The organism is Vibrio sp. IB15 (assembly GCF_016406055.1).
GTDB lineage: Bacteria > Pseudomonadota > Gammaproteobacteria > Enterobacterales > Vibrionaceae > Vibrio > Vibrio chagasii.
Genome location: NZ_JAEFCE010000017.1, coordinates 1 through 13,988, shown reverse-complemented (window position 1 = coordinate 13,988; position 13,988 = coordinate 1). Strand labels below are relative to the sequence as shown.

12 protein-coding genes and 1 tRNA gene are annotated in these 13,988 nt (G+C 44.8%); 6 read left to right on the top strand and 7 right to left on the bottom strand.

Features of this window, described 5'->3' with window-relative positions:
• Nucleotides 1–69: 69 nt before the first annotated feature.
• Nucleotides 70–1,290, bottom strand: a complete 1,221-nt coding sequence (gene arcA / locus JC606_RS08455) for an arginine deiminase (RefSeq protein ID WP_004738676.1) — start codon at nt 1,288–1,290, stop codon at nt 70–72.
• Between the two features lie 576 nt (nt 1,291–1,866).
• Here arcA and rraB point away from each other — a divergent pair.
• Nucleotides 1,867–2,283 carry a ribonuclease E inhibitor RraB gene (gene rraB / locus JC606_RS08450; RefSeq protein WP_004738675.1) on the top strand — a complete coding sequence of 139 codons (417 nt, stop codon included), beginning with the start codon at nt 1,867–1,869 and terminating at the stop codon, nt 2,281–2,283.
• A 123-nt stretch (nt 2,284–2,406) separates the two neighbouring features.
• Entirely contained in the window at nt 2,407–3,201 is a 795-nt protein-coding gene (locus JC606_RS08445; RefSeq protein ID WP_198778430.1) for a glycosyl hydrolase 2 galactose-binding domain-containing protein, read from the top strand.
• A gap of 8 nt (nt 3,202–3,209) precedes the next feature.
• On the opposite strand, the gene JC606_RS08440 is transcribed toward JC606_RS08445, so the two are convergent.
• From JC606_RS08440 to pepA, 5 genes are all read right to left on the bottom strand, one after another.
• On the bottom strand, nt 3,210–4,115 hold the full coding sequence (locus tag JC606_RS08440; protein ID WP_137407615.1) for a bifunctional helix-turn-helix transcriptional regulator/GNAT family N-acetyltransferase: 906 nt from the start codon (nt 4,113–4,115) through the stop codon (nt 3,210–3,212).
• 89 nt (nt 4,116–4,204) lie between these two features.
• Complete coding sequence (locus JC606_RS08435) at nt 4,205–4,603, bottom strand: DUF2061 domain-containing protein (protein WP_004738671.1); 399 nt, start codon at nt 4,601–4,603, stop codon at nt 4,205–4,207.
• A 232-nt stretch (nt 4,604–4,835) separates the two neighbouring features.
• The gene (locus tag JC606_RS08430) at nt 4,836–7,709 is read right to left on the bottom strand and encodes a valine--tRNA ligase (RefSeq protein WP_198778429.1); all 2,874 of its coding nucleotides are present in this window, start codon (nt 7,707–7,709) and stop codon (nt 4,836–4,838) included.
• 102 nt (nt 7,710–7,811) lie between these two features.
• Complete coding sequence (locus tag JC606_RS08425; protein ID WP_102424476.1) at nt 7,812–8,261, bottom strand: DNA polymerase III subunit chi; 450 nt, start codon at nt 8,259–8,261, stop codon at nt 7,812–7,814.
• A 99-nt stretch (nt 8,262–8,360) separates the two neighbouring features.
• A complete protein-coding gene (gene pepA / locus JC606_RS08420) occupies nt 8,361–9,881 on the bottom strand; it encodes a leucyl aminopeptidase (protein WP_137407618.1) in 1,521 nt (506 codons plus the stop codon).
• A gap of 192 nt (nt 9,882–10,073) precedes the next feature.
• Here pepA and lptF point away from each other — a divergent pair, with 192 nt between their 5' ends.
• Nucleotides 10,074–11,174: an LPS export ABC transporter permease LptF gene (lptF, locus tag JC606_RS08415; protein WP_137407619.1), complete on the top strand. Its 1,101-nt coding sequence runs from the start codon at nt 10,074–10,076 to the stop codon at nt 11,172–11,174.
• A gap of 3 nt (nt 11,175–11,177) precedes the next feature.
• A complete protein-coding gene (lptG, locus tag JC606_RS08410) occupies nt 11,178–12,248 on the top strand; it encodes an LPS export ABC transporter permease LptG (protein WP_105025884.1) in 1,071 nt (356 codons plus the stop codon).
• Between the two features lie 60 nt (nt 12,249–12,308).
• Here the strand turns inward: lptG and JC606_RS08405 are convergent, their stop codons facing one another.
• Entirely contained in the window at nt 12,309–12,785 is a 477-nt protein-coding gene (locus JC606_RS08405) for an RDD family protein (RefSeq protein WP_198778428.1), read from the bottom strand.
• Nucleotides 12,786–12,979: 194 nt separating this feature from the next.
• On the opposite strand from JC606_RS08405, the gene JC606_RS08400 reads away from it, so the two are divergent.
• Nucleotides 12,980–13,064 (top strand) — tRNA-Leu (locus JC606_RS08400).
• Between the two features lie 360 nt (nt 13,065–13,424).
• The gene (locus tag JC606_RS08395; protein ID WP_137409210.1) at nt 13,425–13,832 is read left to right on the top strand and encodes a VOC family protein; all 408 of its coding nucleotides are present in this window, start codon (nt 13,425–13,427) and stop codon (nt 13,830–13,832) included.
• Nucleotides 13,833–13,988 lie beyond the last annotated feature (156 nt).

The following is a 13,988-nucleotide window of genomic DNA, read 5'->3' as shown; positions in this document are numbered from 1 at the left end:
TGAAAAAGGCCAGTACAATGGTACTGGCCTAGTTGAGTTATTGTATTTTTACTCTATTGAGCTATCGGCTTAGATACCGTCTCTTTCGATAGGGCAGCTCATACAACGAGCGCCACCACGGCCACGCCCCAGTTCATTACCTGGAATCGTCAGAACTTCGATACCTGCCTTGTCGTACTTCTCGTTGGTGTAAACATTACGTTCGTAACCGATAACCGTGCCCGGTTTCACTGTCAGTACGTTGTTGGCGTCATTCCACTGCTCACGCTCAGCTTCGTAGTTGTCACCACCTGTAGTGATGATCTTAAGCTGATCAAGACCTAGCGCACCTTCAATCGCTGACAGGTAGTTTTCCGCTTTCTCTACGCGCATCTCACCATTCTCTTTTGGTGTTAGGCGCCATGTGTCTAAATCTTTACGAACGATTTCTGGATACACAGAGAAGGTATCGATATCCATGTGTGTCATTACCGTATCAAGGTGCATACATGAACGGTGCTTTGGTAGATCGATAGCGATCACTTCGGTTGCTTGCCCTGACTTAAATAGGCTCGCCGCTAAGTTCTCAACGCCTTGTGGTTTGGTACGCTCAGAAATACCGATAAGTACCGCGCCTTTACCAATAACCAGTACATCGCCGCCTTCAATGTTGGCGTTGTCGTAATGAAGGTCCTCATCACCAAAGTACTTAATGAAGTCTTGCCCTGCAAACACTGGGTGCCAGCGATAGATAGCGCGTAGATGGTTTGTCTCACGTTGACGTGCTGGCTTCATCATAGGGTTTAGCGACACACCGCCATAAACCCAACACGAAGTATCGCGTGTAAATAGGTGGTTAGGCAGTGGCTCGATAACGAAATCAAGTGGGCGATGCATTTTAGGAAGCATCGATGATGATTTGATAGGAAGCTCTGAATACGCCAAGCCACCCAGTAAGATTGTTGCTAGATGCTCATTATCCATTTGAGCAAGATAGTTTCTTAAGTCACGAGCAAAGGTAGGCCCATAACGGAAATCTGAGATTTGAGTGTTTAGCAGCCATTCGCGTGCTTGAGGTACGGCAAGCGTCTCTACCAATAAATCGTGCAGTAGCAGTACTTCTACGTCTTGATTACGTAGTGTCTCTGCAAAGGCATCGTGTTCTTCACCAGCAGCTTCCACAGCCAATACATCATCAAATAGAAGGTCATGACAGTTAGAAGGGGTGAGGTGGGTGAGTGCTCTTTCAGGTCGATTTAGGAGAACTCGTCTTAATTGACCGACTTCGGAGCCAACGTACAGCTTACTCATTTTGCATCCTTACTTTTAATCCAGCGTCTATTTATGACAAGCTTGATCGTAATATGCAAGTTTTAGAGTTCGTGTAAAAATGAAGTATTTTTGAAATTATCCGAACTAAAAACCATTTTTGGTTGAAAGTTAGGTGTTAAATTCCAATTGAGTGCGTTTGGCATGGAACAACATTTTTGAGGATCTATGCTCAATCTGCGCTATGTCTGAAATCTATTTTGCTTATTATTAGTGATTTTCTATTCACTATTATGCATTTTTTGAAAGTAACTTGAGGTTTTATGCATCTCAAAACCAGTTCAGCGTATGCATTCACCATGACTAAGCACGCAATTTCTATTTAATATGCTCAAAAGTGACATTAGAGACGAAATGCTGAAATAGTCACCGGTTAATAAAATGTTGAAAATTTGTTTCTGTGATTTTGGTTTCACTTTTGAATTGATATTACTTCTGCTATCTAGCGATAAACTTATCTTTCTATGCCTGATCTGGGTGGCTTTTCTGGACGATCCGTGCCATATTTCGTGGCAATCAAATTTGATCTTTTCATAGTCAACACTCTGGAGCAGACACATGTCTCACGAAGATGAATATCTATCAGTAGCGGAATTAATTGAATTTCAAAAGGAAGAGACTCGCGACATCATTGAAGCACTAATTGAAGATGGTAGCGATCCTGAAGCTCTATACGATATCGAGCATCACCTATTTGCTGAAGATTTCGAAGTGCTTGAGAAAGCCGTTGTTGAAGCATTCAAAATGGGTTTTGAAGTACTTGAAGCTGAAGAGACAGAAGACGAAGATGGCAACAAGCTACTTTGTTGTGATGCGACTATGCAGTCAGCTCTAGATGCAGAAGCGATCGATGCACAAGTTGAGAAGCTTGTGAACCTTGCAGAGAAATTCGACATAATCTACGACGGTTGGGGCACTTACTACGAAGGTGAAGATGCTATCTACCCTGAAGAAGATGATGAAGGTGAAGAGTAATTTCTTCCCAGTTTGAAAAGTGCCAGCCTTGAGCTGGCATTTTTTATCCTCAGAAAAATAAATGTCTTTAAATGCATTCATTCATTATAATGCGGTCAAAATTGATCTAGCTCAAGGAATGATATGCGGCTGCAACTTGACGGTCTTTGGCAAATATCGCCACTGACAGACCTCTCTATACCCCAAGATGATATTACTTTTCCTGCACCGCTGAGCACAAAACTTCCTAACACATTAAGTGAAGAAGAGATTGCGGCACAAGAGTGGCATTTAATGCACGACATTGAAGTCGATGATGCGATGCTGGCTTGCCCCTTTGTTGAGCTAGTCGTTGCGGGTGTGGATTACTTTGCTGAAGTGCGACTCAATGGTGTGGCAGTCTTTGATTGTGATGGCAGCCAAGAAGAGTACCGTAAAGATATTCGCCCTTACATGCAGCCAGGCCGAAATCGCTTTGAGATCCTGTTTCTTGAAGAAGAGGAAGGGTTGTTGCTCGAAGAAGATATGGATGAGCCATTATCTCCGCTAACCATTGCGAGATCAGACTCTCGAATGGGTATTTGGCAAGCTCCTTATCTGCAGTTTGTTCGTAATGTGAAGCTGGACCAAGTCGTCACTGAGCAGATCTGGCACCACGGCGGTGGTTGTGAGTTTAAAGTGGATGTGATCTACCAGACGCTTAAAGCTGGGCTGGTATCGGCATCAATTAAGTTCGATGGTATGACACTGGTGATGCCGATAGATGTACGTGCAGAACACACTGGTGTTGTGTTCCAAGTTGAAGCACCGATTGTCTTTAATGTTGATAAGCCCAACCCTAAGCATTTATATCAATTAGAGGTTGAGCTCGATGGGCAAAAGGAGAGTTCTTTTGTTGCTCTTAATCCTGCATCTTGTGTGAGTAATTTTTTACGCTAGAAGCTGCACTACAACGTTTTGGCCATGACCACTTCACAAGCGTCGTGGCCTGTTTCTCCCCAAGCACTCTCTAGGTGCTCAAAGCCTAACGCTTCATAAAGCTTAATCGCAGCTCCCAAACACTCTGTTGTTTCTAAGTACATCTGTTGATAACCCAATTGCTTGGAAAGCTTTAAACTTAAAGCGACGATGCGTTTTGCCAGCCCTTGTCCGCGAGTCTGTTTTAAGAAATACATCTTTTGTAGCTCACATACGTCTGGTCGGCCTGCTAGTGGGGCAAAGCCGCCGCCGCCCACAACCCCACCTTGATGCTCAATCACCCAGTACATCGCATTGTCTTGGCTATATACAGAGTACATGTCATCAAGCGTTGGGTCAGACACACCATAGCCTTTGTCTGCGGTTAGGCCATGTTCGGCAGAGACTTGTCGAATGACATCGGCAACTTGTTTATTGTCAGCTTGAGTGAGTGGGCGCAATACAAACTCGTCAGCTTGGCAGACTTTAGTTAGCCCTTTGAGGTAAACCTCTAACCCAAGCTTTAACTGTTGCTGTTCATCTTCACTCAGGGCTTCTAGCATATTGTCGAAGAAGGTATTTTGCTGTTGGTCTAGCTCTGACAGCACCTGCTGTCCTCTAGTGGTGAGTATGACCTTTTGACTGCGCTTGTCATTCGGATTCTCGATACTGTCGGTCAACTCTAACTTGTTTAGCCCTGCGACAGTACGACTGGCATTCGACTTGTCGACATTCAATCGTTGTGCGAGTTGGTTGATCGTCAGCGGTTGGAGTTGAATTTCTCCTAATGCATGAGCTTGGACTGGGGTTAGGGCTATTTCGCCACATTGCTTATCGAGCATACCCAGTAAGCGAACGGCTTGGCGGGAGTAGTGTCTTAGTTGTCGAGCATTCATAATTACTTACCTCAAAAATAAAGTTGCGCACCGCAATCAATTTAATTGCGGTGCGCAACTTTGTCAATGGGTAAGATTCGATTCTCTGTTTAAGCGTGCTGGTGGACGCAAAACTGTGGTGCTTGAGCGTCTGATTTACGTAACCACACTTTCTCATGGAAGTAGTACGCGACTGTATTTAGAGCGGGCTCTAGCATTGCCATCACACCACCAACAAAGGCGTCACCAGTCAGCAAGTAGACCACGGTAAAAGCAACACTGAAGTGGATGGTCGCAAAGCTGGCGGTTTTTAATTTGGTCATCCACTGACGAGCTTTAAGCGCTGGAACTTGAGCCCACGCCTTTTCATGAAAATAGAAGGCGACCGTATTTACAGAGGGCTCAATCATGGCAATTAAGCTACCAATTAAGATGTCGCCTGTTAGTACGTAAGCGACACTAAATGCGATAGTAAAATGTAATGCAGCAAAGGTTAGTGTCTTTTTCATGATAATTACTCAATCGTTGTGTTGTTTCGATAGAGCTATTATTGAGAATTATTATCATTAAATGAAATGGGTATTAGAGATTAATTTGATAGGCAAAAGCTATCAAACTGCCGGCGAAGTTTGGAAAGTGCTGTTATTGGGTGATAAGTCCAATGGCATAAAAAAAGGCTGACCATAAGGCCAACCTTTTTATCTGTAACGAGAAGTTTAAAGGCTTCTCATTGAGCGAGGATTAAAGAGCTGCAATGGTCGCTTTTTGCTCTTCAAGCTTAGTTAGTGTCTCTTGGTAACCCACTAGCTTCTCACGCTCTTTCGCGATAACCGCTTCAGGTGCTTTAGCAACGAAACCTTCGTTACCTAGCTTGCCTTCGATACGCTTGATTTCGCCGTGAGTTTTCTGCACTTCTTTATCAAGGCGAGCAAGTTCTGCGTCCTTGTCGATCAGACCGGCCATTGGGATCATCAGCTCAGATTGACCCACTAGCTTAGTCGCACATGCTGGAGTCTCAGCATCTTGAGCAAGAACAGTTAGGCTATCTAGTTTAGCAAGAGAGTTTAGAACTACCTTGTTCGCTTCGATACGTGCCGCGTCTTTCTCACTAGCAACTTTGATCATTACTTCTAGACCTTTGCTAGGTGCAATGTCGTACTCTGCGCGTAGGTTACGGATAGCAGTAATGAAAGTCTTAACCCATTCGATGTCTTCTACGATCTCAGCGTCGAAGTTCTCTTCGTTAAACTGAGGAAGCGCTTGAGTCATGATAGTGTCGCCTTCAACACCGTCTACTAGTGGCTTAACGCTCTGCCAGATAGATTCAGTGATGTAAGGAAGTACTGGGTGAGCAAGACGTAGTGTCTTCTCTAGAACCGTGATCAGCATGTAGCGAGTCGCTTGTTGCTGAGCTTCTGTACCTTTCCATAGAACTGGCTTAGTTAGCTCTAGGTACCAGTCACAGAATTGGTTCCAGATGAATTCGTAAAGCGTGTTTGCTGCCATGTCTAGACGGTAGTTGTCTAGGTGAGCGTTAAACTCTTTCGCTGCTAGCTCAAACTGAGATTCAATCCACTTATCTGCTAGAGAGAATTCCATGTTTGCACGGTCTTCTGCAGATAGTGACATGCCACAATCGTGCTCTTCTGTGTTCATCAGCACGTAACGGCTTGCGTTCCATAGCTTGTTACAGAAGTTACGGTAACCTTCAAGACGCTTCATATCCCAGTTGATGTCACGGCCAGTTGAAGCCATAGCAGCAAGAGTGAAACGTAGCGCGTCAGTACCGTATGGTTCGATACCGTTTTCGAAAGTCTTACGCGTGTTCTTCTCGATCTTCTTCGCTAGTTGAGGCTGCATCATGTTGCCACAACGCTTCTCTACCAGAGACTCAAGGTCGATACCATCGATCATGTCGATAGGGTCAAGAACGTTACCTTTAGACTTAGACATCTTGTCGCCGTTTTCGTCACGGATTAGGCCCGTAACGTAAACTGTCTTGAATGGTACTTGCGACTTACCGTTTTCATCCTTGTTGAAGTGCATGGTCATCATGATCATACGCGCAACCCAGAAGAAAATGATGTCGAAGCCCGTTACTAGAACGTCTGAAGGGTGGAATGTCTTCAGGTCTTCAGTTTGCTCTGGCCAGCCTTGAGTACCGAAAGTCCATAGTGCAGAAGAGAACCATGTATCTAGTACGTCGTCGTCTTGGCGAAGTACTACTACAGGTGCAAGGTTGTTGTTTGCACGTACTTCTTCTTCAGTACGGCCTACGTATACGTTGCCATCGTTGTCGTACCATGCTGGGATGCGGTGACCCCACCAAAGTTGACGAGAGATACACCAGTCTTGAATGTCACGCATCCAAGAGAAGTACATGTTTTCGTATTGCTTAGGAACGAATTGGATCTCACCATCTTCAACCGCTTTAACAGCAGGCTCAGCAAGAGGTGCAGCACGTACGTACCATTGGTCAGTTAGCATTGGTTCGATAACCACGCCACCACGGTCGCCGTAAGGAACGGTTAGGTCGTGATCTTTGCTCTCGTCTAATAGACCAAGTTCTTCGAATTCAGCAACGATCGCTTTACGAGCAGCAAAACGCTCCATGCCGTGGTACTTAGCAGGTAGCTCAGTTGAGTAAACATCGCTCGCTTCACCGTTAGTAGTGAATACTTCAGCCGCATCACGGATGTCTGCGTTGAACGTTAGGATGTTGATCATTGGTAGGTTGTTGCGCTTACCAACTTCGTAATCGTTAAAGTCGTGAGCAGGAGTGATCTTCACACAACCTGTGCCTTTTTCCATGTCCGCGTGCTCATCGCCTACGATAGGGATTAGACGGTTAACGATAGGAAGTAGGATCTCTTTACCGATAAGATCTTTGTAACGTGGATCTTCTGGGTTTACTGCAACACCAGTATCGCCAAGCATGGTTTCTGGACGAGTTGTCGCAACAACAATGTAGTCTTTACCTTCAGCGGTTTTCACACCGTCTGCTAGTGGGTAGCGGAAGTGCCACATGTGGCCTTTTTTGTCTTTGTTTTCAACTTCAAGATCAGAAATTGCTGTGTGCAGTTTAGGATCCCAGTTTACTAGACGCTTACCACGGTAGATTAGGTCATCTTCGTATAGGCGAACAAACACTTCTTGAACAGCGTTTGATAGGCCATCATCCATAGTGAAACGCTCACGGTCCCAGTCTACCGATGCGCCTAGACGACGAAGTTGCTTAGTGATTGTGCCACCAGATTCGTTTTTCCATTCCCAGATCTTGTCGATGAAAGCGTCACGACCGTAATCGTGCTTAGTTTTGCCTTCTTCTGCCGCGATCTTACGCTCAACAACCATTTGAGTTGCGATACCAGCGTGGTCAGTACCCACTTGCCAAAGCGTGTTCTTACCTTTCATACGCTCAGCACGGATTAGAGTATCCATGATAGTGTCTTGGAACGCGTGACCCATGTGTAGGCTACCAGTGACGTTCGGTGGCGGGATCATGATGCTGTAAGCTTCTTTTGATGTGTCACCGTGTGGCTTAAAGTAGCCTTTCTCTTCCCAAGTCTGATATAGAGCTTGTTCGATTGATGTTGGGTTGTATGTCTTTTCCATAGTGCTCTTAAACGGATACTGTGAATGGTTAATCGTGGTCAAACTTCATAAGTGAAGCTTCTTGAATCTAAATTCAAAGATAGCTTTATCTATGAGGTTTGACTATGGATGTTGAATCTCGATAGTCTGCAGCTGATATCCAGCCTGACGGTAAATTTTATACCTTTCTCGAGCGAGTTGCTTAGCTTTTTCTTCGCAAGGGACGAAGTCTATCACCTGAGCAAAGGCGTTCGCAAAGGTTGTATGATTATCGGCCAGATTAATTACTAGCTGACGATTCCAATTGTGCTTTACGCCTTGGTAGCCAATCTCAATGTTGGTTGAATACTTCGGGCCTTCGCCAACCAAGTTATGCGCAATAAATTCACTGGGATCGACTTGCCAGAAAACTTCTGCGATACGCTCGGCATGGGCTTTGTCATTACAGTTGAGATAAAGTTTAGCGCCTTGTTTTGCAAAGTGCTGAGCAAGAAACAGTACATAGTTAGCGAAACCTTCTTCACTCGCTTGTGGGCTGTCTGATGACACTATGTAAAACGTAGCTGTTTGCATACTTAATACTCGAACTAAAAATCGTGGCTATTTATCTTACTTGGTCAATAGACCCTAACAAATAGCGCTTATTAAAAAAGGGCCCGTAGGCCCTTTTTACTATTTTGAAGATTGCTCTTCAGTCTCTTGGCCGCTGCGGTTCAATAAGAATTGGACTAGCATTGAGACAGGACGACCTGTCGAGCCTTTTGCTGCGCCAGATTTCCAAGCTGTACCTGCGATATCTAGGTGAGCCCAGTGATATTTCTTAGTGAACTTAGACAGGAAGCAACCAGCAGTGATAGTACCGCCTGGGCGGCCGCCGATGTTCGCCATATCTGCGAATGGGCTGTTTAGCTGCTCATGGTACTCGTCTGCCATTGGTAGACGCCATGCACGGTCACTTGCTTGCTCAGAAGCATTCACAAGTTCGTGAGATAGCGGGTTGTGGTTTGATAGAACGCCACTGATGTGGTGGCCTAGAGCAATAACACACGCGCCTGTTAGTGTTGCAACGTCAACCACACAATCTGGTTCGAAACGCTCAACGTAAGTTAGCGCATCACAAAGAACCAAGCGACCTTCAGCATCAGTGTTTAACACTTCAACTGTTTGGCCTGACATCGTCGTTAGGATGTCACCTGGGCGGTAAGCATTGCTACCTGGCATGTTTTCACAACCAGCAAGAATACCAACAACGTTGATTGGTAGGTTCAGTTTAGCTAGCGCTTTCATCGTACCGAATACAGATGCAGCACCACACATGTCGTACTTCATCTCATCCATACCTTCGCCAGGCTTAAGTGAGATACCGCCTGAATCGAACGTTAGGCCTTTACCAACAAGTACAATCGGTTTTGCATCAGAATCTGGTGCGCCCTTGTACTCCATGATAGACATCATAGATTCGTTCTTTGAACCACGACCAACCGCTAGGTAAGAGGTCATGCCCAATTTTTCCATCTCTTCTTCACCGATGATCTTAGTCGTTACGGTATCGAAGTCGTCAGCTAGGCGACGAGCTTGAGATGCAAGGTAAGCTGGGTTAGCGATGTTTGGCGGCATGTTGCCAAGATCTTTAGATGCTTTCACACCTGAAGCAATAGCAAGACCGTGAGCAATCGCTTTTTCACCTAGGCTCAGTTCACGACGTGTTGGTACGTTGAATACCAATTTACGTAGTGGGCGACGAGTCTCTGGCTTGTTGCTCTTGAATTGGTCAAATGTGTAAAGACCATCTTTAGTCGCTTCTACCGCTTGACGAACTTTCCAGTAAGTATCGCGGCCTTTAACGTGCAGTTCTGTTAGGAAACATACTGCTTCCATAGAACCTGTTTCGTTTAGTGTGCTGATGGTTTTCTGAATAATTTCTTTGTATTGACGCTCGCCTAGCTCACGCTCTTTACCACAGCCTACAAGTAGAACACGTTCTGAAAGTACACCAGGTACTTGATGCAGCAGTAGCATCTGGCCAGGTTTACCCTCTAGGTCACCGCGACGAAGCAGTGAACTAATGTAGCCATCGCTAATCTTATCTAATTGCTCGGCTACTGGAGAAAGGCGGCGCGGTTCGAATACACCGACAACGATACATGCGCTGCGTTGTTTCTCTGGGCTACCACTTTTTACACTGAACTCCATGCGTACTCCTACATCCTGAAGACAAATCGAACTAAATGTTAGATAATGGGTTCTTACTTGTTGGATCCTATAATGGAACTAACCTTAAAGAAGAACGCTAACACTTAGCTAAAAATTTAAAAAAATAAAAGGTTCAACGGGAAATTATAGTGATTCAATCAAAAAAACAAGTTTTGTATAGGTAATTTGAGCGTGATTATTGTTAGATATTTGATCCGCGAGACAATCAAGAGCCAATTTGCGATCTTTTTTGTTCTCTTTCTCGTGTTTCTCAGCCAAAAATTCATCAGTGTGTTAGCGGACGCCTCTGATGGTGCTATCCCTGCGAGTCTAATCTTGTCGATCGTTAGTCTAAATATGCCAGCGATGGGCTTATTGATGCTTCCGCTCAGTATCTATATTGGTATTTTGCTTACTTTTGGTCGTCTTTACGCTGAAAGTGAAATAGTGGTCATGAACGCGACCGGTATCGGTAACAAATTCCTGATTCAATCGGCACTGTACTTAGCTTTGATTACTGCATCGGTTGCCGCTTTTAACTCATTCTGGTTGTCCCCTTGGTCGCAAGACAAGGTTGAACAGATGTATGAGGAAGTGGCAGCAGAGAACAGTGTTGATTTGCTACCAAAGGGAAAATTTGAAGGAACGCCAGATGGTTCGTCAGTGGTGTTCATCGATGATATCGACGGTAATAAGCTAGAAAACGTGTTCGTTGCTCAAATGCGTCCACGTGATTCTGTGCTTCCAAGTGTGATGTATTCGAAGTCGGGCGATGTAAAAGAGCTCAGCGACGGTCGCCAAGTTATCGTGATGTACGATGGTACTCGTCATGAAGGTGTCCCAACTCGTCTTGATTATATGGTGACACACTTCGAAGAGTATGAAGGCTTGATTGGCCAGCGAGAAGTCGAGAAGAAAGGTCGTGATTGGGAAGCGATTCCGACACTTGACCTTGTCGGTAATCCAAACAAAAGCGCAAAAGCTGAATTGCAATGGCGAATTTCATTGGTACTCTGTATTCCGTTGTTGACCATGCTTGTTGTGCCACTCTCGGCGGTAAACCCAAGGCAGGGACGCTTCGCTAAGATTGGTCCTGCAATATTGATTTACCTGACTTACTTCTTGGCAATCAGTGCAACCAAATCAGCAATAGAAGAGGGCACTATCCCTGCAGTAGTCGGCATGTGGCCAATCAATGCGCTGTTGTTAATTGTCGCGATTGGTGCAAACTTTATGGATAGCGTGCCAGTAAGGCGTTTGAAAGAAAAATTCAAGAATAAGAGGTTGGCTTAAGCCGTGTTTAAGATTCTCGATTTATATATAGGCAGAACCATCATCGCAACCACGTCACTGGTATTGGTGACGTTTGTTGGCCTCTCAGGGATAATCAAGTATGTGGAGCAGTTGAGAAAAGTGGGTCGTGGTACCTACGATCTCCTCCAAGCTCTGTACTTTGTTTTGTTAAGTATCCCGCGTGATATCGAAATGTTTTTCCCAATGGCAGCCTTGCTTGGTGCGTTGATTGGATTGGGTATGCTTGCGGCGAGCTCTGAGCTAGTAGTAATGCAGGCGGCGGGTTTCTCTAAACTTGATATCGGTTTGTCGGTACTTAAGACTGCGATTCCATTAATGATAGTGGTGACGCTATTAGGGCAGTGGGGTGCACCTCAAGCACAAAAGATGGCTCGTGACTTAAGAACCATATCGATTGCAGGGGGGAATATCATCTCCACGCAAAGCGGTGTCTGGGCTCGTGATGCCAATGATTTCATCTTTATTGTCAAAATCGACGATGACAAGCTATATGGCATGAACATGTGGCGCTTTGATGAAAACAAGGCTCTGAAAACCGCTATCTATTCTAAAGAAGTCGATTACGTTGGAGACAACGTTTGGACGATGAAAGATGTTGTCGTCACTTCGTTTGAAAATGAACTGCAGATAACGAAAGAGAATTTGCCCACATACACTTGGAAAACATCACTCGCACCAGACAAGCTTGCAATCGTGACGGTTAAACCAGAAGAGCTGTCATTGAGTGGGTTGTATGATTACGTATCTTACTTGAAAGCGTCAGAACAAGATGCTGCTCGTTACGAACTGGCGTTGTGGAGAAAGATAACCCAGCCAATCTCGATCGCGGTGATGATGTTGATGGCACTGTCGTTTATCTTTGGTCCATTGCGTAGCGTGACCATGGGGGCAAGAATCCTATCTGGTGTTATCGCAGGCTTTACCTTCTATATATCCAGTGAGTTCTTTGGCCCTGTGAGCTTGGTGTATCAGATACCACCGGCCTTTGGTGCTATAGCCCCAAGTGTGGTATTCCTCGGAATAGCCGTGATGCTCTTGAGGCGGAAATTATAAATACAAAAGGAAGGCATAACGCCTTCCTTTTTTGATCTTGATTGAAGCTGTTTAGAAATACTATCGCGCTTGAGGTAATACAACCACTTCTGTTTTTGCCCAGATATCGTGAAAGCCACGCTTTTGAGGATCTAATGGAACGCACAGATTGGCTAGACCAAAACTAGAAGTTCCTAAGCGAATTAGAGCTTGAGTGACAGTAATCGCAGAGCCATCTTTGTTCTGAACGCGAAGTTTCCACGCTCTCATTCCCAGAGTTTGACCAGCTCGAGTCCAGAAGAACACAAAGAAGTAAACCCAAACCGCTACTAGATAAAATGTGTAAACCGGGCTCCAGATAGGGTGGTTGGTTAGGAAGTCACTGACATCGGCATAACCACTGTGGTCAAAAATGCCAAGAGCCATAAGCGCATGCAGTAAAGCGATAATGACGCCAGCTGCCATCATTTCAATAGCGATCACGATAAGAGCGTCATAGAACAAAGCTCCGAATCGGCGCATCATTCCAGCTGGTGGCAGTGTGTTGGTAGATGTCATGGTGTTATTACTTCTTCAAAAATTTAGGCGTCAGAATATAGTTTAAGGCAGAGCGTGAAAAGAGACATGACGCACAGCTTATGACTTAGTGGCGAAATTATCGGCAAACACACGTGAATTCAAGTTTTTATGCTTGCCACATCAGCTTGCTTACGTATAATGCCAAACATCGACAGGGCAATGCCCACGATAATGCCGGTATGGTGAAATTGGTATACACGACGGATTCAAAATCCGTTGCCTTCGGGCGTGGCGGTTCAAGTCCGCCTACCGGTACCATATTCCAAGACAGAGCCTCGAAGAAAGTCGGGGCTTTGTTGTATCTGGAGTCTGTAAAGCGCTGCCTTCGTGGTAGCGGCAGGAATGCCTGTCCAATCAGTCCGCCTAAACCGGTACCATAAATAGAAAGGTCGCTTTTATAGCGACCTTTCGTCGTTTTGAGCGTTTGTGAATTTGAAATCCAGCTTGTTGGCTCGGATGCAAGTTACGAATCAGTCAGATCTTGATGTTTCATTCATAAATCTCATCAATTCCCATCGTAGTAATAACCTTCAATAAATTAATCATCTGAAATCAGCCTGTTACCTGTAATTCTTGTTTCTATTGTCTATGTTTAAAGTAGCAATAGAGGAGAAAGATATGCTGACAGTAACCCCTTACTTATTTTTCGATGGTCGTTGTGGCGAGGCGTTGGATTTTTATCATAAATGCTTTGGTGGAGTGGTCTTATCGAAACAACTCTTTAGTGATGCTCCACAGGTAATAGAGGGAGCGCAGCCTGATTGGATCATGCATGCTGAATTCGAAGCCTTTGGTATGAAGCTGATGATGTCTGATGGGGTTAAAGCTAAAGAACTTGAAGGGAACAACCTTGCACTTTCTCTTGTTATAGATGATACCGCGACCCAAGAGCAGATCTTTGAAAAACTAACACAGGGTGGGCGAATCATGACGCCGCTTGCAGACACGTTTTGGGGCGCTAGGTTTGGCAAAGTTGAAGATAAGTTCGGTATAAGATGGATGGTGCATTGCGACTCTTTAAACTGAACCTGTGAAATAGGATAGTGAAATTGCTGCTTGGTTTTATTAGAATTATAAATAGGGATTATTAATCAACGTTATATATAAAAATGGGTAGCATAAAAATTGGTTCATCGCGGATTAGCGGGAACTAAAAACAAAAACGGTAGTAAGTGATATGGT

Coding starts and splice junctions, on each gene's coding strand:
- arcA (WP_004738676.1), bottom strand. CDS start 1,290: ATGAGTAAGCTGTACGTTGGCTCCGAAGTCGGTCAATTAAGACGAGTT.
- rraB (WP_004738675.1), top strand. CDS start 1,867: ATGTCTCACGAAGATGAATATCTATCAGTAGCGGAATTAATTGAATTT.
- JC606_RS08445 (WP_198778430.1), top strand. CDS start 2,407: ATGCGGCTGCAACTTGACGGTCTTTGGCAAATATCGCCACTGACAGAC.
- JC606_RS08440 (WP_137407615.1), bottom strand. CDS start 4,115: ATGAATGCTCGACAACTAAGACACTACTCCCGCCAAGCCGTTCGCTTA.
- JC606_RS08435 (WP_004738671.1), bottom strand. CDS start 4,603: ATGAAAAAGACACTAACCTTTGCTGCATTACATTTTACTATCGCATTT.
- JC606_RS08430 (WP_198778429.1), bottom strand. CDS start 7,709: ATGGAAAAGACATACAACCCAACATCAATCGAACAAGCTCTATATCAG.
- JC606_RS08425 (WP_102424476.1), bottom strand. CDS start 8,261: ATGCAAACAGCTACGTTTTACATAGTGTCATCAGACAGCCCACAAGCG.
- pepA (WP_137407618.1), bottom strand. CDS start 9,881: ATGGAGTTCAGTGTAAAAAGTGGTAGCCCAGAGAAACAACGCAGCGCA.
- JC606_RS08405 (WP_198778428.1), bottom strand. CDS start 12,785: ATGACATCTACCAACACACTGCCACCAGCTGGAATGATGCGCCGATTC.
- JC606_RS08395 (WP_137409210.1), top strand. CDS start 13,425: ATGCTGACAGTAACCCCTTACTTATTTTTCGATGGTCGTTGTGGCGAG.